The organism is Ochrobactrum sp. AN78, from assembly GCF_029909885.1.
Classification (GTDB): domain Bacteria; phylum Pseudomonadota; class Alphaproteobacteria; order Rhizobiales; family Rhizobiaceae; genus Brucella; species Brucella quorumnocens.
Genome location: NZ_JASAMU010000006.1, coordinates 30206 through 48199, shown reverse-complemented (window position 1 = coordinate 48199; position 17994 = coordinate 30206). Strand labels below are relative to the sequence as shown.

Sequence of the window (17994 nt, the reverse complement as noted above, 5' to 3'; positions counted from 1 at the left end):
TTACATCGCTTTGCCCATACGACCAGCAAGATCCTGAATATACTGCCATGCAACACGACCAGAACGATTGCCACGTGTCGTCGCCCAGGTCAGGGCTTCTGCGTGCATCGCCTGCGGATCATAATCCAGCTTGTAGTGTGCTGCATAACCATCAACCATCGCGAGATAGTCGTCCTGGCTGCATTTGTGGAAGCCGAGCCAAAGGCCGAAACGATCTGACAGTGATACTTTTTCCTCAATGGCTTCAGACGGATTGACGGCGGTCGAACGCTCATTGTCAATCATATCGCGCGGCATCAGATGGCGGCGATTGGACGTTGCATAGAAGATCACATTGTCCGGGCGCCCTTCGACGCCGCCTTCGAGCGCTGCCTTCAGCGATTTGTAGGACGTATCATCGTGATCAAAAGAAAGATCGTCGCAGAACAGGATGAAGCGATACGGCGTTTCCTTAATGATGTTCATCAGGGCAGGGAGGCTGTCGATGTCTTCACGATGAATTTCAACAAGCTTCAATGGCAGCTTTTCGGTCTGCTCTGCATTGACGCTGGCTTGTGCCGCTTTGACGAGCGATGATTTGCCCATGCCGCGCGCGCCCCAGAGCAGGACATTATTCGCCGGATAGCCTTTTGCAAAACGTCGGGTATTGTCAACGAGCTGGTCACGCACCAAATCAACGCCACGAATGAGCGAGATATCGACACGATTAACGCGGCTGACGGGGTCGAGTGTTAGACGCTCGGGTGCCCAGACGAAGCAATCGGCTGCTTCAAGGTCGGGTACGGTTGGTTGTGGTGGAGCAATACGCTCCAGTGCAGCGATCAGTCGGTCCAGTTTCTGGCTGAGTATATTTTCGGTGGTCATTCCAAGCCCTCAAATAGTGAGGATCAGGGCTTAACATGCCACAGCGGGCGGGAAAAGTGTGCGACCTTGGCGCAGTAGGGCCTTCGCCGGTTGCAATTGACGCGCTAACCATTGTAATGCCGTAAAGAATTTGTCTTCGAGACTTCAGAGGAGTTCCTAATGTTCGTAACACCGGCTTTTGCACAAGCCTCCGGCGGCGGCGCCGGGCCAGACATGCTCATGAGCATTCTGCCTTTCGTCCTGATCTTTGTAATCATGTACTTTCTCATCATCCGCCCACAGCGGACCCAGATGAAGAAGCGTCAGGAAATGCTGGCAGCAGTTCGTCGCGGCGATACGGTTGTGACCGGTGGCGGCATTGTCGGTAAGGTCCAGAAGGTCCACGACGACGGCGAACTCGACGTTGAAATCGCTGAAGGCGTTCGCATTCGCGTTCTGCGCAGCGCTCTTTCCGAAGTGCGCGTCAAGGGCGAACCAGTCGCCGACAACAAGAACAAGTAATTTTTATCAGATTACGCGAGCCCGGTAAGGTTTCCATAACCGAGGCTCGCTCATTATCGCGTGTGGGTCATATATTGTGACCCATTCGCCAAGCTGGAGAGCCGTTTGTAACACGTACGCTCCGGCACGCTCTACCCAAGCCGAAACGGAATTGCTGTTCGATGCTTTATTTTTCACGTTGGAAGTCGGCTCTGATCTGGTTGGCAATTATTGCCAGCTTCCTCATTGCGTCGCCTAATTTTTTCTCGCGTGAAACACTGGCAAATCTGCCCGGATTTTTGCCCACAAAGCAGGTCGCGCTTGGACTTGATCTTTCCGGTGGTTCCCGTCTTGTGCTTCAGGTGCAGAATGCTGGTAGGGGCGATCTTGATCGCACCAAAGAGATCATGCGCCAGCGTCTTGAAGAACTTGGCTATGGCAATCCCATTGTCGAGGAAGAGGGACGCAATCGCATTCGCGTTGAAGTTCCCGGCCTTTATGACGCTCAGCTTCTAAAAGACATTCTCAGCATCCGTGGCAATCTTTCCTTCCGCGCAGTTGACGACAGCGTTTCGCCCGACGATGCTATTCGCGGAACGCCGCCTGCCGACAGCACGGTTGTTTATTCTTATGATGACCCGCCTATTGGTTATCTTGTGAAAAACGAGCCTGTGTTTACAGGGGCTGACGTTACGGATGCCAAAGCCACACTTTCTGAAGACGACAATGAACCAATCATCACGCTGACGCTGGATGAGAAGGGGCGCAGCAACCTAGCTGCAGCGACCACTCAGGCCATCGGCAAAAGCTTTGCAATCGTCGTCGATAATCAGGTTGTTTCTGCACCTGTTGTGAGCGAACCGCTCGATACAAATGAATTGCAGATTTCAGGCGCGTTCGATCTGCAGTCCGCCAACAATATGTCAGTTGTTCTGCGGTCCGGTGCGCTGCCACAGGCAGTTTCTGTTCTGGAAGAACGCACAATTGCTTCGGCGTTGGGTGACGACTATGCAAGTGCTGCTGTTTCCGCAGCACTGCTGGCCGCCTTGCTCGTCGGTCTTTTCATGGTGCTTTCCTACGGCATACTTGGCGTCATCGCCATGGTGGCGCTCGCCGTCAACATGATTATCCTGATCGCGATCATATCGCTGATCGGTGCATCTATTACGTTGGCGAGTGTCGCGGGTTTGGTGCTGATTATCGGCATGGCCGTCGATGCCAACATTCTTATATATGAACGCGTTCGGGAAGACCGCCGCAAAGGTTATTCCGTTGTTCAGGCAATGGAATCCGGCTTTTATCGCGCACTTTCGACGATTGTGGACGCCAATCTCACGACAATGATTGCAGCTCTGGTGCTGTTCTTGCTTGGCTCTGGTCCGGTTCATGGCTTCGCGCTGACTGTTACAATCGGTATTGGCACGACGCTATTTACCACGCTGACCTTCACGCGCTTGCTGATTGCCCAATGGGTGCGCACGGCGAAACCGAAAGAAATCCCCAAGCGTCGTCTGAAACTGGTTCCGACAGTTACGCATATCCCGTTCATGCGCCTGCAGTTCGTAACGCTTGGCATTTCTGTTCTGGCGAGTGCGATCGTTGTGGCACTTTTCGTCAATATCGGCCTCAACTACGGCATCGATTTCCGTGGTGGTTCGATGGTTGAATTGCAGGCCCGTAGCGGCGATGCAAATCTGCCGGATATTGAAGAACGTATGAGCGAACTCAATATCGAAAGCGCGCGCGTTCTTCCTGCCAAGTCGCCACGTTCGGCGCTCGTGATCATCGGCAGTCAGGAAGTGGGCGACGATGCGGAGCAGACCGTTGCCGTCAAACTACGTGGTGAGTTCGAACAGGATTATTCGTTCCAGCGCGTCGAGGTTGTCGGTCCAACGGTTTCGGAACAGCTGTCACAGGCGGGGCTTCTGGCGCTATTTCTCTCGCTGGCAGGTATCTTCATCTATGTCTGGATAAGATTCCGCTGGCAGCTGGCACTCGGTGCTGTGTTATCGACCCTGCACGACGTTATCATTCTGGCCGGTGTATTCATTGTATTCCGAATGGAATTCAATTTGTGGAGCGTTGCCGCCGTTCTGACCATTATCGGCTACTCGCTCAATGATACGATCGTCATCTATGACCGCGTGCGGGAAAATCTGCGCCGTTATAGCAGCGCGCCATTGCCCGCGATTATCGACGCCTCGATCAATCAGACACTGTCACGCACCTTGCCTACCGCCTTTGTGACTTTCATTGCACATATTCCGCTCTATATGTTCGGTGGAGCGGATATTCGTATGTTCGCACTGGCACTGAGCGTCGGCATTATCGTGGCGACTTATTCTTCGATCTTTATTGCAGCACCTCTGCTTGTACAGTTTGGCCTCAAGCCGCGTGCAGCCGAAGGAGATGATGCGATGGGCGACGATCTTGCACAATCGCTCAATCTGGACAGTTAGAGCGCATCCCGAAAAGTGTGAAACGGTTTTCGGACAAGATGCGCGTAAAACAAATGGATAGAGCATTTCTAATGACTCAATCCAAACTGGAAATGCTCTGACATGGCAAAAGGCATAGAAATTCGCGAAGCCCATTTTCCGGGCCGGGCACCTATTGATGCATATGGCAATGGCGGCTTTCGCTTTGCAGATATGTCGCACAAGGGGTCTATTCTCTGTTTGCCGTCGGGTATTCATGGCTGGGACCCACAGACACCGCCAATTATATCGCGCCATGATCTGGGTGCCATTCTCGAGCAGGCGAACGATATAGAAATCCTCCTGGTCGGTACGGGTATGGATTTGCGCCGTATTCCGGAAGACGTGCGCGCTGTGCTTCGTGAACACCGTATTTCGTCCGATCCAATGAGCACAGGTGCTGCGGTCCGCACTTATAATGTGCTGCTCGCTGAAGATCGCGCAGTTGCCGCTGCACTGATTGCTGTAGACTGATTTTCATGAACCAGAATGAGGCACATTGCCTGGCGCTTCTGCGCGAAGCAGACCGGGATCGTTATCTTTCGGTGCTTTATGCGCCGGAGGATAAACGCGGCGCGCTTGCAGCACTTTACGCGTTCAATGCGGAAATCGCCCGCATTCGCGATCTGGTTCACGAGCCACTGCCTGGCGAAGTGCGTCTGCAATGGTGGCGCGATCTTATCAATGGCGAGGCAAGGGGCAGTGCAGATGCGCATCCTGTTGCCGCAGCTCTGATTGAAACAATCACCAAATATGATCTGCCGCGTTCTGCATTCGACAATTATTGCGAAGCGCGGATTTTTGACCTTTATGACGATCCGATACCAAGTAGGAACGATCTTGAAGGCTACTGTGGTGAGACCGCTTCCGCTCTCATTCAGCTGGCAGGTTTCATCCTCGACCGTGATGCAGCCCAGTCTCATGCTGAGACAGCGGGACATGCAGGCGTTGCGCAGGCTGTGACGGGTCTGTTGCGTCTGATGCCGATCCATCGGCGTCGCGGACAGCTTTATGTCCCTGCAGATATGTTACAGGCCGTTGGTGTGACGCGCGAGGCCTTCCTTGGCAATGAAGACAAGTCGGCACATGGGCGTGTGATTAGCGTGATGACGGCTCTCGCACGTGAACATCTCGTGATTTTTGAGAAATCCAGGCAGGCTTTGCCCAAAAGTCTCGCTCCGGCATTCTTACCGTTGGCGCTTGTCCCTGCTTATCTCAAGTCGATTGAACGACTGGGTGACAAAGCGGCCGATCAGGTTGCTGACCTCTCGGCCCTTCGCAAACAATGGCTGATGTTCAGAGCTGGTTTCTAAAAGATAAGGCGGTTTTCTTTTTCAAGAGAACCGCCTTAAGTCTTTGATTTACATTTTCTTTCAAAACTATGCGTTATTATCCAGCCATTCCTGGAAATCAGCGAGAGCGCGAGCAGACAATGCGCGCTTTTTAGCAATCGTCTTTTCCTTGCCGCGCAGACGCTTGCCTTCCGGCTTTGGAACGTCAATCGGCGGAAACAATCCGAAATTCACATTCATTGGCTGGAAAGAGCGCTTGCCGGGTTCTTCATCGTCAGCAACGATGTGACCGCCCGTGATGTGGCCGAGAAGCGCACCGAAAGCCGTGGTCTGTGGTGGCGCAACAGGCGTTTTTCCGAGCTTTTCAGCGGCGGTAAAACGTCCTGCAAGCAGGCCAATTGCAGATGATTCGACGTAGCCTTCGCAGCCGGTGATCTGGCCCGCAAAACGCAGGGATTGGCGCGATTTCAACCGAAGCACGTTATCAAGTAGCACCGGCGAATTGAGATAAGTGTTGCGATGCAGCCCACCAAGACGTGCGAACTCTGCATTCTCAAGGCCGGGGATCATCTTGAAGATACCGGTTTGCGAGCCGTATTTCAGCTTCGTCTGGAAACCGACCATATTGTAGAGCGTGCCAAGCGCATTATCCTGACGCAATTGCACGACCGCATAGGCTTTCACCGTCGGGTTATGCTCATTGGTAAGACCCATTGGCTTCATCGGCCCATGGCGCAATGTTTCGGCGCCGCGTTCGGCCATGACTTCAATCGGCAGGCAGCCGTCGAAATAGGGCGTACCTTCCCATTCCTTGAACTCAGTCGTATCGCCTTCGATCAGTGCTGCGACAAAAGCCTCATACTGGTCCTTATCCATGGGGCAGTTGATGTAATCCTTGCCGGTGCCTCCAGGGCCGACCTTGTCGTAGCGCGACTGGAACCAGCAAATATCCATATTGATCGAATCAAAATGCACAATCGGCGCAATCGCATCGAAAAATGCCAGTGCATCGGCCCCAGTCTGTGCCTGAATGGCTTCAGCCAGTGATGGCGCCGTCAGCGGGCCGGTTGCCACAATCGCCGTGCCCCATTCTTCCGGTGGCAGACCCGCGATTTCTTCGCGCTCAATGGTGATGAGTGGATGGGCTTCAAGTTTTGCGGTTACCGCCTGCGAAAAACCTTCGCGATCAACAGCCAAAGCACCGCCGGCTGGAACCTGATTTGCATCCGCACAAGCCATGATCAGCGAGCCTGCAAGGCGCATCTCGGCGTGGAGCACGCCTACAGCGTTGGTCTCTGCGTCATCCGAACGGAAAGAATTTGAACAAACCAGCTCTGCCAGCTGCTCTGTCTTATGCGCATCTGTGCCACGGACGGGACGCATTTCATGCAGGATAACAGGAACGCCTGCCTGCGCAATTTGCCACGCGGCTTCAGAGCCGGCGAGGCCGCCACCAACAACATGTACGGGGGAGAAATCGGTATCTTTTGACATGGCAAATCCCTTACCGCCTTTGCATGTCGCCTTCAATGGGAGATGAGCGTCAGAGGTTCGTAATTAGATGCCAGAAACACAAATGGCATCCGGCGCGGGAGGAGGTGCGACGGATGCCATTATTGTCAGACCGGAATTGGGAGGAGGAGAGACCGGTCTTGGTATCGCAAAGCATGGGAGGAGGAGTGCTTTGCGACGAACCGAGCCTGATGGGAGGAGGATTCAGGCTCAGGAAACTGAAATCTGATTAGCGTGCCTTGGACTGACGCGCTACATATGGGATGTCTGCGCGGGAAATGCCAAGGTCGTTAAGTTCGCGAGTCGAGAGCTGGTTCAGCTCGTTAACGGTATCGCGGTAACGGCGCCAGTTGTTGTAAGAGCGGAAGAGGTTCATGGTATTATTCCTTCATCGTTGAGGAACTGGTGATCAATTCATCTTGTTTGTTGCCCATTATATAACTCATTGTTTTCGCTACTTGCAGACCCGAGTTTGCATAGCTGCCTTGCGGGTTCTGCACGACGCGCTAAATCGATTAGACTGGTCAGGCACAAATTTGCCTCAAACTGATTTGCTCTAACTATTTGCCGACTGGCGAGTTTCCTATATGTTCTCAGCCACTTGGTAAGTTGGTGACATCAACGGATAGATTGTTCGGGAGTTGTTTTGTCGTTTTCAGTATCTGTAGAGCGCCTGATTGAGCGCTGGCAGCATGAAGGACTTATCGATGCTGAAACGGCATCGCGCCTGAATGTTGATCTCGAAAAACGTGGTCCCCGGTTCAGTCTCGGCTCGGTTCTCGCGACGCTTGGCGGATTATTGCTGGGAGCTGCGGTCATCATGCTGATTGCAGCGAACTGGCAGGACATGCCACGCATCATGCGCATTGGCCTGATCTTTGTATTGATCTGGGCTTGTTATCTCGGTGGGGCATGGCGGCAGTCGCGTGGCGACAGGCTATTGCCGCAAGCGCTTTATATAGTGGCGGCATCATCCTTTGGTGCGGGCATAGCGCTCGTCGGTCAGATGTATCATCTGTCGGGTGATGTGCATTCGGCAGCACTGGTCTGGGCAGGCGGTGTCTTGGCTTCTGCCTTCCTGTTGCGTTCGCCGGTGCTGACTGCTTTCGGTGCAGGAGTCGCATGCTTCTATCTGTCTACATATGCTTTCGATAATGACTATGGCGATCTCAGCTATCGCTGGATGGGGCCTTTTTTGGTTCTGGTGGGCGCGGGCGCTGCGCGTTTTACGCGATCTCGTCACGCTGCGCATCTCTGGTGCCTGTTTGTTTTGGGTTGGGCTGTTCTTCTTTATTCGGAACATGAAAGCCGAGCGATTCTCGGCATGATGTTGATAATCGGTATCGCCCTGATGCTGGCAGATGCATTTGCACATGAAGCTCTTCAAAAGCTGACGCGGTTTGCGCATCCTCTGGCTTCCTACGGCTTGCTGCTTGCTCTTCTGGCGCTTGGCATTCTTCAAGTCGACAAAATGATTTCCTCGATCTTCAACCAGGCCGTCACGCAAGACGTCGTCTATGGAATCCTCATTCTCGCGCTTTCCATCGGATCGCTGGCCATATGTGGACGTGACAACGGCAGCTTGCGCTCGATTGCTTACGCAGCCTTCTCAGTTGAAGTGCTTTACCTCGCCTTCACGACCGTCGGCTCGATGATCGGTACGTCTGGCTTCTTCCTCACTGCTGGCGTGCTGGTGTTACTGCTTGCGGCCTTTGTGCGTCGTATGGAGAGCAGGTTCGGGCGAAAGCGCGCAGTGGAGGTGCAGCCATGAGCATAATAAGAAGGAAATGGCTCTACGCGGGCGCGGTTATTACTGCAGTGCTGCAGACAGGCATTCTGTATGCGAGCATCGAGAAGCGGGCTTCGGTACTGCGTTCTGGCCATGAGATTGTGTTGCAGACGCGGCCTGTTGATCCTCGCGATCTGATGCGCGGCGATTATGTGATCCTTGGCTATGATATTACATCGATTGATCGCAAGATTATTCAGGGGACCCCTGCCGACGGTTCTCGCACTGTTTATGTCGCGGTGAAGCCTGACGACAAAGGAATATGGAATATTTCGCGCGCGTCGTTCACGCCGTTTGCAGACTTAGCTTCTGATGAAGCTCAGATTCGCGGACAATCGACCTACGCCATCTCCGATTTCCCGGATGCGACAATCAACATGCGTTACGGCATAGAACGCTATTACGTACCCGAAGGTGAGGGCCGTGTAATAGAGGATAGCCAGCGTGATTTGGATATCACTGCGGTAGTTGCCGTCGATGATACGGGCACCGCTGTGATGAAAGCTTTGCGCGATAACGGCAAGCAACTTTACCAGGAGCCGCTCTATTAATATCGCCCTTGAAGAAAAGGGGCTTGGCTAAGGCTATAAGATCGCTATATAGGGGCGGACAGAACGAAAGCGCTTCGGCTTGAAAGAGCTGGCAAATCAATGCCGGTAAAACGGCTTTTTTCCTTTGAACCGGGAAAATTGAATGATATAGAGACGCGCGCTTTCGAGAGGCGGTTCAATATCTGAGGCGAATTTAGTGCATTCGGTGGAGTGCACTTCGGTTCAGAGGCGGATATGGCGAAATTGGTAGACGCACCAGATTTAGGTTCTGGCGGGAGACCGTGGGGGTTCGAGTCCCTCTATCCGCACCAACTGCCTTAAGGCAAAAGAATTTCTCTCCCGCGACGAGGCATAAGCGCCGGTAACGGCGGGACAATGACAAGAAGTGAAGGTTTGAACATGCAGGTTACCGAAACGCTCAATGAAGGGCTGAAGCGCGAGATTAAAGTCGTGGTTCCGGCCGGAGATCTCGAAGCCAAGCTCGCTGAGCGGCTCGAAACTGCGCGTGGTCGCGCCAAGATCAATGGTTTCCGTCCAGGCAAAGTGCCAACGGCACACCTGCGCAAGACCTACGGCAAGTCCTTCATGGCTGAGATCGTGAACGAAATCCTCAACGATTCGTCGCGCTCGATCCTCGCTGAGCGCAACGAAAAGTCGGCAACCCAGCCAGTCGTTTCTATGTCGGAAGACGAAAAAGAGGCCGAACAGGTTCTCGACGGCAAGGCTGATTTCGTTTTCTCGCTAAACTACGAAGTTCTGCCAGCTATCGAAGTCAAGGATTTCTCGAAGATCGCGGTAACCCGTGAAGTCGTAGACATCGCTGATGAAGAAGTTGACGAACAGGTTAAGCGCGTTGCTTCATCGACCCGCACTTTTGAAACCAAAAAGGGCAAGGCCGAAAATGAAGATCGCGTAACGATCGACTATCTCGGCAAGCTTGATGGCGAACCATTTGATGGTGGCGCAGACACTGATGCGCAGCTCATCCTCGGTTCGGGTCAGTTCATTCCCGGCTTTGAAGAGCAGCTCGTTGGCGTCAAGGCTGGCGATGAGAAGGTCATCAACGTAACTTTCCCAGCTGAGTATGGCGCAGCCCATCTCGCAGGTAAGGAAGCAACCTTCGACATCACCGTGAAGGAAGTTGCCAAGCCAAACGAACTCGTTCTCGACGACGAAACCGCAAAGAAGCTCGGCATCGAATCGCTTGAGCGTCTGCGTCAGGTTGTTCGTGAGCAGATCGAAAGCCAGTACGGCCAGATCACTCGTCAGAAGGTAAAGCGTCAGATTCTCGACGCTCTCGATGGCGATTACCAGTTCGAAACCCCAGAGAAGCTTGTTGACGCAGAATTCAACAACATCTGGCAGCAGATCAACTTCGACCTGCAGCAGGCTGGCCGCACGTTCGAAGACGAAGAAACCACTGAAGAAGCTGCTCGCGAAGAATATCGCAAGCTTGCTGAACGTCGCGTTCGCCTCGGTCTGGTTCTCTCCGAAATCGGTGAAAAGGCTGGCGTAGAAGTTTCTGAAGAAGAACTGCAGCGCGCTGTTTACGATCAGGTACGTCGTTACCCAGGTCAGGAAAAGGAAATCTACGAATTCCTGCGCAAGACGCCGGATGCCGTTGCTAACCTTCGCGCACCGATCTTTGAAGAAAAGGTCGTTGACCATCTGCTCGCAAACATCAACGTGACCGACAAGAAGGTCTCGAAGGAAGAGCTTACTGCAGAAGACGAAGATGATGCGTCGGAAGCAAAGCCAGCCAAGAAGGCTGCTGCTAAGAAGAAAGCCGCTCCTAAGAAGAAGGCAGAAGACAAGTCTGAAGAGGCTTAATTCTTCTTTTCTCCAATTTAATAAAAAGGCCGCGCACAGCGCGGCCTTTTTATTTGTAGTTTAATCCGCGATCGAAGGAGCTATGACGTGATCAATTTGCCATATCTTCATTTGGCGCTGACGATGCAGGAAGAGCCACGTAAACCTGTGTGGCCGACAGATGTTGCGATAGGTGCATTCTCTGGAGAATATGCTCAGCGCACCCATGCATTGCTGGTCAATTCCTATATGAATGGAGGCGGTTCAGTAGCGGATTTTGAAACGTGGCACCGTGGATTGATCTCAGATAGCGAGTATGATCCGGACTTTGTTGTCCCGGTACTGGATCGGTCTGATCGAGTTATCGCTTTTGTGCAATGCTGGAACAGCGCCTTTATAAAGGATCTGGTTGTCGATCCAGACAGGCGACGAGAAGGAATAGGCGAGGCGCTACTGCTCCACGTTCTTGGGCTTTTCTTTCACCGTGGACAGCATAAAGTCAGTTTGAAAGTTGAACCGAACAATCCCTCTGGTGCTGAACGGCTTTACAGACGAATTGGTTTTGACGACGTTCTTTCGGCCTAAAAGCCTATGAATCCCTGAGCAAATTGCCGTGAATGGCAGAGAAGGCTTGCCAGTCTCCCCCGTTTGTTTTAGCCAAAGTCAGATAGAATTTTTGCTGCGCATTGCGTCGCACAGGAAGAGATAGACGAGTTACTATGACCCTTATTGATACGCGTACGCCCGAACCAAAACGCTTCATCTCTGGCGCCACCGGCGACTGGGAAATCGTCATTGGCATGGAAGTCCACGCTCAGGTCACGTCCGAGTCGAAACTGTTCTCAGGCGCTTCTACATCGTTTGGCGCAGCTCCGAATGCCAATGTGTCTCTGGTTGATGCGGCGATGCCGGGCATGTTGCCTGTCATTAATGTGGAATGCGTCAAGCAGGCCGTGCGTACGGGTATCGGCCTCAATGCGCAGATCAATCTGAAGTCGGTATTCGACCGCAAGAACTACTTCTATCCCGATCTGCCGCAGGGTTATCAGATTTCGCAGTTCAAGCAGCCGATTGTTGGCGAAGGCAAGATCATGATCTCGGTCGGCCCCGACAATAAGGGGCAGTTCGAAGATGTCGAGATCGGCATTGAACGGCTCCATCTCGAACAGGATGCCGGCAAGTCGATTCACGATCAGCATCCGACGATGTCTTATGTTGATTTGAACCGCTCTGGCGTGGCGCTGATGGAAATCGTCTCCAAACCTGACCTGCGTTCGTCTGATGAGGCCCGTGCCTATTTGACCAAGCTGCGCACGATTGTCCGTTATCTCGGCACTTGCGATGGCAATATGGACGAAGGCTCAATGCGTGCCGACGTGAACGTTTCCGTGCGTCGTCCAGGTGGTGAGTTCGGCACACGTTGCGAAATCAAGAACGTCAATTCCATCCGCTTTGTCGGGCAGGCCATTGAATATGAAGCACGTCGCCAGATCGGTATTCTGGAAGATGGCGGCTCTATCGATCAGGAAACCCGCCTGTTTGATCCTGTAAAAGGTGAAACGCGTTCGATGCGCTCGAAGGAAGAAGCGCACGATTATCGCTATTTCCCGGATCCAGATCTTTTGCCGCTTGAATTCGATCAGGCATTTGTCGATGCGCTTGCCGCTGAATTGCCGGAACTGCCAGACGTCAAGAAAGACCGCCTCGTCGAAAAACTCGGCATTTCGATCTATGACGCATCGATTCTGGTCACTGAAAAAGCCATCGCTGACTATTATGAAGCGGTTGCTGAAGGCCGCGACGGTAAGGCCGCTGCGAACTGGGTCATCAATGATCTTCTTGGCGCGCTGAACAAGGCCGGCAAGGACATTGAAGAATCGCCAGTTTTGCCAGATCAGCTTGGTGCGATTATCGATCTCATCAAGGACGGCACGATTTCCGGCAAGATCGCCAAGGATCTGTTCGAGATCGTCTGGAACGAAGGTGGTGATCCGAAGAGCCTCGTTGAAGAACGCGGCATGAAGCAGGTTACTGACACCGGCGCTATCGAAAAGGCAGTTGACGATATCATCGCAGCTAACCCGGACAAGGTTGAGCAGGCCAAGGCAAAGCCAACAATGGCTGGTTGGTTCGTTGGTCAGGTGATGAAGGCAACAGGTGGTAAGGCTAACCCGCAGGCCGTCAACGATCTGGTCAAGTCCAAGCTTGGGATTGAAGAATAATGTGGGTTCGCAGCGCCAGTGAAGCCGATCTGAAGGCTGTTCATGAACTGCTGGTTTCAACCTGGCACGCGACCTTTGACGATATTATTGGCCGAGAGATGGTGAATACCGTTACCGGTCAATGGCATTCCGTTGCAGCTTTGAAAGCCAATCTGAAAAAGCCATACTCGGAATTCATCGTTGCCGATAATGGCGCAGGCGGCATCGATGGAATGGCTTTCGCAAGTCAGACTGGCGATGGCAAAGCCTCGCTTCATCAGCTTTATGTTCGCCCTGATGCGCAGGTGCAGGGTATTGGCACCATGCTTTTGGCAGAAGTTGAAATGGCCTTTCCCGGTGTAAATACGATGCGGCTTGAAGTGATCGAGCGGAATGTAAAGTCAGTCCGCTTCTATGAACGCAAGGGCTATGCACAGGTCGGCCGTAGCGAAGATTGGGGCGACCCCAATTGCAAGGAGCCGGTGCTTATTATGGAAAAGTCTCTTGAAGGCTGGTCTATGTAAAAAGCATTTCCAGCAAAAGTGCGAAGCGGTTTTGCGTGAGGATAATGCCTAGAAACAAAGCATTTCCAGCAAAAGTGCGAAGCGGTTTTGCGTGAGGATAATGCGTAGAAACAAAGCATTTTCAGCAAAAGTGCGAAGCGGTTTTGCGTAGGATAATGCGACACGTAAATTCGGCCTGTAGCTGCATCATACTCTTGTGACAGCGGCAACTTGCCCCTTGCCTTGGTCTTTCGATAGGGCCATAAGCGTTCAAAACCCAGCAGTCACTCTGCCTGTGGCGAAAACGGATCTGGATAGGTCATGAAGAAATTTCTTATACAAGTCTTCACCTGGTGGAATGGCCAGACGCTCGGCACCCGCCTTCATACGTGGCGCAAGGGCGAGCGCGTGGGCGAAGACGAGTTCGGCAATGTCTACTATCAGGGTGGCAAGGACTCTGAAGGTCGCACACGTCGTTGGGTCATTTTCAATGGCTATGCAGAAGCAAGCGCAATTCCTCCGGGTTGGCATGGCTGGATGCATCACCGCGTTGATACACCGCCAAGCAAGGAAGATTACCAGCCGCGCGACTGGCAGAAGCCACATTTGCAGAACCTCACGGGTTCACCGCTGGCGTATCGCCCAAAAGGTTCGATCGCTATTCCGGGTACGCAACCTGCTGAGCGTCCGCGTGTGACCGGCGAATACGACGCCTGGACACCAGGCAACTAAAATACCGAAACTGTGGTCCGGCGTGACATTTCACGCCGGATTTTTCATCTCCGATTGCCAGTTTGCAAAAGGTTTTGAGGATAGAGGTGCCGCACAGGCGCTGTGGGTTCATTGCTGCTTGCAGCAGGGCAACGAATCGTCACATTTCATGCTTAGGAATTATTCCGGCTTTTTAATTCACCATTTTGATGCGGATATCCGTTTTGACGAAGCATTCTCCCGGCAGGGCTGGCAATGGAAAGAACTGGATCAGCAAGGTGGCACAGGTTGCCCTGATCGCGCTTCTTTCAAGCACAAGCGGTATTCAGCTTGCTCGGGCCGAACGGATATCAAACCCAGTGGCCGAGTTTTCGGGGCTGGACAAGATTACAGGTCGCATCACGAGTTTTGACGTTTATATCAACGAGACTGTGCAATTTGGTGCGCTGCAGGTGACGCCAAAAGTTTGCTATTCCCGCACCGAAAATGAAGCGCCACGCACCGATGGCTTCGTCGAAGTCGATGAAATTACGCTGGATCGTAAGATCAGACGTATTTTCACGGGTTGGATGTTTGCCGATAGTCCCGGTCTCAATGCTGTTGAGCACCCGATTTATGACGTGTGGTTGAAGGACTGCAAGCAGAAGTCTGAAGTTCCGCCACCGGATCAGCGTAAATAATTAAGCGAAGACGCACTGCCAAAAGCCAAACGATTGTGATGGCGCAGTTTAAATAAAACTGCCCGATACATCGTCAGAACGTAGCGTCGCCCTGAAGCGCTTGCTCAAGCATCACTTCGTATTTTTTACGCCTTACCTCTATAGCACCGAAGCGCTCCAGATGAGCGGTTGTGAATTGCGTATCGAGCAGGACGAACCCTTGCCGGTTCAGATGTTCCACCAGATAGGCAAGGCAAACCTTTGAGGCATCGCGTTTCCGTGTAAACATGCTCTCGCCAAAGAATGCGCGGCCAAGCGTGACGCCATAAAGCCCACCGACAAGTTGTCCGTCATGCCATGCTTCGACCGTGTGACAATGTCCAGCTTCAAACAGCTTGCCGTATGCTTCGCGGATCGGACCATTGATCCATGTGCGTGCACGCTCACCGAAGCCACTTGCGCAGCCGTCGATAACGCCCTCGAAATCACTATCGAGCCTGATCTCAAAAATAGCTTGTCGGATTGTTTTTTGCAGGCTTTTCGGGATGTGAAAGCCATCAAGCGGGATGATGCCGCGCTTCTCAGGACGAACCCAGAAAATCTCCGGATCATCCGCTTCTTCGGCCATCGGGAAAACCCCGGTGGAATAGGCCCGCAGGAGCAGTTCCGGCTCGATCGAATAGTCGTCCGGGGAAGCTCCTGCGGTCACTTTACTTATGCACCTGGTGTTTCTGACTGCTTGGCCAGATATTTTTCCAGCCAATGAATGTCATAGTCGCCATTGGCAATGTCCTGATTGGAAATCAGGTCCTGGAACAGGGGCAGGGTCGTCTTGACGCCATCGACCACGAATTCATCAAGCGCACGACGCAGACGCATCATGCATTCGACACGGTTGCGACCGTGTACGATGAGCTTGCCGATAAGGCTGTCATAGTAAGGCGGGATGCGGTAGCCGGAATAGACGCCCGAATCCACGCGAATGCCAAGACCGCCTGGAGTGTGGTAATGCGTGATAAGACCCGGTGATGGCGTAAAGTTACGCGGATCTTCAGCATTGATGCGGCACTCGATAGCGTGACCCGAGAAGCGCACATCGTCCTGCTTGACCGAAAGGCCGAGACCAGCGGCCACACGAATCTGCTCATGAACAAGATCGATGCCGGTGATGGCTTCGGTGACCGGATGTTCCACCTGCAAACGGGTGTTCATTTCAATGAAATAGAACTCACCGTTTTCATAAAGGAATTCGATCGTACCCGCACCGCGATAGCCGAGATCGGCCACAGCGTTGGCGCAGATCATGCCGATCTTGTGGCGTGCTTCTGCGTTGAGCGCTGGAGAATTGGCTTCTTCCCAGACCTTCTGGTGTCGGCGTTGCAAGGAGCAGTCGCGTTCGCCCAGATGGATTGCGTTACCAGCACCGTCGCCCATAACCTGAACTTCGATGTGACGCGGCTTTTCGAGATACTTCTCGATGTAGACGGCGTCGTCACCAAATGCTGCACCGGCTTCGGTACGAGCGGTTGAGAGCGCTACAGAGAGGTCTTCCTCGGTTTTCGCGACCTTCATACCGCGTCCACCACCACCAGCAGATGCCTTGATGATGACAGGGTAGCCGATTTCCTTGGCAACGCGAGCAGCTTCAACATCATCGGTAACGCCACCGTCCGAACCCGGCACGACAGGAATACCAAGGCGCTTTGCAGTGCGCTTGGCTTCAATCTTGTCACCCATGATGCGGATATGCGATGAGGTTGGTCCGATGAAGGTAATGCCATGTGCTTCAAGAATTTCAGCAAACTTGGCATTTTCCGACAGGAAGCCGTAGCCCGGATGGATTGCATCCGCGCCTGTGATTTCGCAGGCGGCAACGATTTGATGAATATTCAGATAGCTGTCGCGTGATGGAGGAGGTCCAATGCAAACGCTTTCGTCCGCAAGGCGAACGTGCATTGCATCAGCATCTGCCGTTGAGTGAACTGCGACCGTCTTGATGCCCAGCTCTTTACAAGCTCTGAGCACACGAAGAGCGATTTCGCCACGATTGGCTATGAGTATCTTTTGAAACATTGCGCTTTGCTGCCCGTTCATTGAATAAGCCGAAGTTCTTCTGACCAGATGGTCGTCTTATTCGATGACGACGAGCGGCTCGCCGAATTCTACAGGCGCTGCATCTTCAATCAGAATAGCCTTGACCGTACCGGCGCGTGGAGCGGCGATCTGGTTCATGGTCTTCATAGCTTCGATGATGAGAAGGGTCTGGCCTTCCTTAACCTGGGTCCCAACTTCAATGAAGTTGCGTGCTCCAGGGGCAGGGGCGAGATAGGCGGTTCCAACCATAGGCGAAGGCACGGCGTTCTTCGACAGCTCTGCCTTGGTTGGTTCAGCGGCAACAGCAGCGACTGGTGCTGCGGCAGCTACTGGTGCAGCCTGCATTACGGTGGCAGCAGCCTGAACCGTTACCTTGCGCGAAACGCGAATACGCAGATCGCCATGCTCGACTTCGATGTCGGTCAGGTCGGTTTCATTGAGGATGTCCGCGAGATCGCGGATGGTTTCCTTGTCGATGACGGAAGTTTTGCTGGACATATTAGGCCCCTTTTACGCTTTGCCCGTTGTTTTCTTCTTCTTTGGCAATTGCCGCGAGTGCGCGCAGGCCGAGCAGGTATCCTTCCGCGCCAAAGCCGCAGATGACGCCTTTGGCGACTGCGGAGACATAGGAGTGATGCCGGAAAGCTTCACGCGCATGAATGTTCGACAGATGCACTTCCACGACCGTAACTTTGGCCGAGCGGATTGCATCATGAATAGCAACCGAAGTGTGGCTGTAAGCAGCTGGGTTAATCAGGACATAGGCGTTTTTATCACCCGCTTCCTGAATCCAGCTAACCAGATCACCTTCATAATTGGTCTGGCGAAAATCGACCTCAAGACCCAGTTGTTCAGCCTCACGCTTGCAGCTCGCTTCGATATCATCGAGCGTTGCCACACCGTATATGCCAGGCTCACGCTTCCCTAGAAGATTGAGATTGGGGCCATTCAGAACAAAAACTGTTTTCACCATATTCGTCCGTGGTCGATAACGGGCCTATTACGAAATTTCGATTACACTTCGCATTCCATATAGAGGGCTTGGATGCAAG

At 53.0% G+C, this 17994-nt stretch carries 19 protein-coding genes and 1 tRNA gene; 13 read left to right on the top strand and 7 right to left on the bottom strand.

Annotated features, from left to right (window positions below):
• Window positions 1-864, bottom strand: coding sequence for an ATP-binding protein (locus QBD00_RS12750; RefSeq protein ID WP_095446507.1), 864 nt, complete (start codon window positions 862-864; stop codon window positions 1-3).
• Window positions 865-1023: 159 nt separating this feature from the next.
• On the opposite strand from QBD00_RS12750, the gene yajC reads away from it, so the two are divergent.
• The 4 genes from yajC to QBD00_RS12730 all read left to right on the top strand — a co-directional run bounded on the left by yajC (window position 1024) and on the right by QBD00_RS12730 (window position 5134).
• The gene (gene yajC / locus QBD00_RS12745; RefSeq protein WP_095446508.1) at window positions 1024-1365 is read left to right on the top strand and encodes a preprotein translocase subunit YajC; all 342 of its coding nucleotides are present in this window, start codon (window positions 1024-1026) and stop codon (window positions 1363-1365) included.
• 83 nt (window positions 1366-1448) lie between these two features.
• The gene (gene secDF / locus QBD00_RS12740) at window positions 1449-3803 is read left to right on the top strand and encodes a protein translocase subunit SecDF (protein WP_412535027.1); all 2355 of its coding nucleotides are present in this window, start codon (window positions 1449-1451) and stop codon (window positions 3801-3803) included.
• A 102-nt stretch (window positions 3804-3905) separates the two neighbouring features.
• Entirely contained in the window at window positions 3906-4295 is a 390-nt protein-coding gene (locus QBD00_RS12735; protein WP_095446510.1) for an Mth938-like domain-containing protein, read from the top strand.
• A 5-nt stretch (window positions 4296-4300) separates the two neighbouring features.
• On the top strand, window positions 4301-5134 hold the full coding sequence (locus QBD00_RS12730; protein ID WP_318579691.1) for a phytoene/squalene synthase family protein: 834 nt from the start codon (window positions 4301-4303) through the stop codon (window positions 5132-5134).
• 66 nt (window positions 5135-5200) lie between these two features.
• Here QBD00_RS12730 and trmFO read toward each other — a convergent pair whose 3' ends face one another.
• Together trmFO and QBD00_RS12720 are read right to left on the bottom strand one after the other, a co-directional pair.
• Window positions 5201-6607 (bottom strand): methylenetetrahydrofolate--tRNA-(uracil(54)-C(5))-methyltransferase (FADH(2)-oxidizing) TrmFO, encoded by a 1407-nt coding sequence (gene trmFO / locus QBD00_RS12725; protein ID WP_318579690.1) that lies wholly within the window; start codon window positions 6605-6607, stop codon window positions 5201-5203.
• A gap of 247 nt (window positions 6608-6854) precedes the next feature.
• Window positions 6855-7001 carry a DUF1127 domain-containing protein gene (locus tag QBD00_RS12720; RefSeq protein WP_094577128.1) on the bottom strand — a complete coding sequence of 49 codons (147 nt, stop codon included), beginning with the start codon at window positions 6999-7001 and terminating at the stop codon, window positions 6855-6857.
• Between the two features lie 270 nt (window positions 7002-7271).
• Between QBD00_RS12720 and QBD00_RS12715 the strand changes: the two genes are divergently transcribed.
• From QBD00_RS12715 to QBD00_RS12675, 9 genes are all read left to right on the top strand, one after another.
• Complete coding sequence (locus tag QBD00_RS12715; RefSeq protein WP_318579689.1) at window positions 7272-8396, top strand: DUF2157 domain-containing protein; 1125 nt, start codon at window positions 7272-7274, stop codon at window positions 8394-8396.
• Complete coding sequence (locus tag QBD00_RS12710; RefSeq protein ID WP_095446515.1) at window positions 8393-8965, top strand: GDYXXLXY domain-containing protein; 573 nt, start codon at window positions 8393-8395, stop codon at window positions 8963-8965. The genes QBD00_RS12715 and QBD00_RS12710 overlap by 4 nt, the downstream gene beginning before the upstream one ends.
• Before the next feature lie 228 nt (window positions 8966-9193).
• A tRNA-Leu gene (locus QBD00_RS12705) sits at window positions 9194-9276 on the top strand.
• Between the two features lie 88 nt (window positions 9277-9364).
• On the top strand, window positions 9365-10795 hold the full coding sequence (gene tig, locus QBD00_RS12700; RefSeq protein WP_268967536.1) for a trigger factor: 1431 nt from the start codon (window positions 9365-9367) through the stop codon (window positions 10793-10795).
• Between the two features lie 87 nt (window positions 10796-10882).
• A complete protein-coding gene (locus QBD00_RS12695) occupies window positions 10883-11359 on the top strand; it encodes a GNAT family N-acetyltransferase (RefSeq protein WP_318579688.1) in 477 nt (158 codons plus the stop codon).
• 134 nt (window positions 11360-11493) lie between these two features.
• Entirely contained in the window at window positions 11494-12996 is a 1503-nt protein-coding gene (gene gatB / locus QBD00_RS12690; protein ID WP_151095442.1) for an Asp-tRNA(Asn)/Glu-tRNA(Gln) amidotransferase subunit GatB, read from the top strand.
• A complete protein-coding gene (locus tag QBD00_RS12685) occupies window positions 12996-13499 on the top strand; it encodes a GNAT family N-acetyltransferase (RefSeq protein WP_318579687.1) in 504 nt (167 codons plus the stop codon). The genes gatB and QBD00_RS12685 overlap by 1 nt, the downstream gene beginning before the upstream one ends.
• Before the next feature lie 300 nt (window positions 13500-13799).
• Window positions 13800-14210: an NADH:ubiquinone oxidoreductase subunit NDUFA12 gene (locus tag QBD00_RS12680; RefSeq protein WP_095446519.1), complete on the top strand. Its 411-nt coding sequence runs from the start codon at window positions 13800-13802 to the stop codon at window positions 14208-14210.
• Window positions 14211-14398: 188 nt separating this feature from the next.
• On the top strand, window positions 14399-14869 hold the full coding sequence (locus QBD00_RS12675) for a DUF2155 domain-containing protein (protein ID WP_318579686.1): 471 nt from the start codon (window positions 14399-14401) through the stop codon (window positions 14867-14869).
• Window positions 14870-14942: 73 nt separating this feature from the next.
• On the opposite strand, the gene aat is transcribed toward QBD00_RS12675, so the two are convergent.
• The 4 genes from aat to aroQ are packed head-to-tail and all read right to left on the bottom strand — an operon-like array spanning window position 14943 to window position 17915.
• A complete protein-coding gene (aat, locus tag QBD00_RS12670; RefSeq protein ID WP_318579802.1) occupies window positions 14943-15512 on the bottom strand; it encodes a leucyl/phenylalanyl-tRNA--protein transferase in 570 nt (189 codons plus the stop codon).
• A 50-nt stretch (window positions 15513-15562) separates the two neighbouring features.
• Window positions 15563-16921, bottom strand: coding sequence for an acetyl-CoA carboxylase biotin carboxylase subunit (gene accC, locus QBD00_RS12665; RefSeq protein ID WP_095446522.1), 1359 nt, complete (start codon window positions 16919-16921; stop codon window positions 15563-15565).
• 57 nt (window positions 16922-16978) lie between these two features.
• Window positions 16979-17440, bottom strand: coding sequence for an acetyl-CoA carboxylase biotin carboxyl carrier protein (gene accB / locus QBD00_RS12660; RefSeq protein WP_095446523.1), 462 nt, complete (start codon window positions 17438-17440; stop codon window positions 16979-16981).
• Between the two features lies 1 nt (window position 17441).
• Window positions 17442-17915, bottom strand: a complete 474-nt coding sequence (gene aroQ / locus QBD00_RS12655; RefSeq protein ID WP_095446524.1) for a type II 3-dehydroquinate dehydratase — start codon at window positions 17913-17915, stop codon at window positions 17442-17444.
• Window positions 17916-17994: the final 79 nt, after the last annotated feature.

What these genes read in the sequence shown, in the direction of transcription:
- gatB (WP_151095442.1), top strand. Translation starts at nt 11,494, where the DNA reads ATGACCCTTATTGATACGCGTACGCCCGAACCAAAACGCTTCATCTCT.
- QBD00_RS12730 (WP_318579691.1), top strand. Translation starts at nt 4,301, where the DNA reads ATGAACCAGAATGAGGCACATTGCCTGGCGCTTCTGCGCGAAGCAGAC.
- QBD00_RS12675 (WP_318579686.1), top strand. Translation starts at nt 14,399, where the DNA reads ATGCGGATATCCGTTTTGACGAAGCATTCTCCCGGCAGGGCTGGCAAT.
- QBD00_RS12735 (WP_095446510.1), top strand. Translation starts at nt 3,906, where the DNA reads ATGGCAAAAGGCATAGAAATTCGCGAAGCCCATTTTCCGGGCCGGGCA.
- aroQ (WP_095446524.1), bottom strand. Translation starts at nt 17,915, where the DNA reads ATGGTGAAAACAGTTTTTGTTCTGAATGGCCCCAATCTCAATCTTCTA.
- yajC (WP_095446508.1), top strand. Translation starts at nt 1,024, where the DNA reads ATGTTCGTAACACCGGCTTTTGCACAAGCCTCCGGCGGCGGCGCCGGG.
- QBD00_RS12720 (WP_094577128.1), bottom strand. Translation starts at nt 7,001, where the DNA reads ATGAACCTCTTCCGCTCTTACAACAACTGGCGCCGTTACCGCGATACC.
- accC (WP_095446522.1), bottom strand. Translation starts at nt 16,921, where the DNA reads ATGTTTCAAAAGATACTCATAGCCAATCGTGGCGAAATCGCTCTTCGT.
- tig (WP_268967536.1), top strand. Translation starts at nt 9,365, where the DNA reads ATGCAGGTTACCGAAACGCTCAATGAAGGGCTGAAGCGCGAGATTAAA.
- QBD00_RS12710 (WP_095446515.1), top strand. Translation starts at nt 8,393, where the DNA reads ATGAGCATAATAAGAAGGAAATGGCTCTACGCGGGCGCGGTTATTACT.
- trmFO (WP_318579690.1), bottom strand. Translation starts at nt 6,607, where the DNA reads ATGTCAAAAGATACCGATTTCTCCCCCGTACATGTTGTTGGTGGCGGC.
- accB (WP_095446523.1), bottom strand. Translation starts at nt 17,440, where the DNA reads ATGTCCAGCAAAACTTCCGTCATCGACAAGGAAACCATCCGCGATCTC.
- QBD00_RS12685 (WP_318579687.1), top strand. Translation starts at nt 12,996, where the DNA reads ATGTGGGTTCGCAGCGCCAGTGAAGCCGATCTGAAGGCTGTTCATGAA.
- QBD00_RS12750 (WP_095446507.1), bottom strand. Translation starts at nt 864, where the DNA reads ATGACCACCGAAAATATACTCAGCCAGAAACTGGACCGACTGATCGCT.
- QBD00_RS12680 (WP_095446519.1), top strand. Translation starts at nt 13,800, where the DNA reads ATGAAGAAATTTCTTATACAAGTCTTCACCTGGTGGAATGGCCAGACG.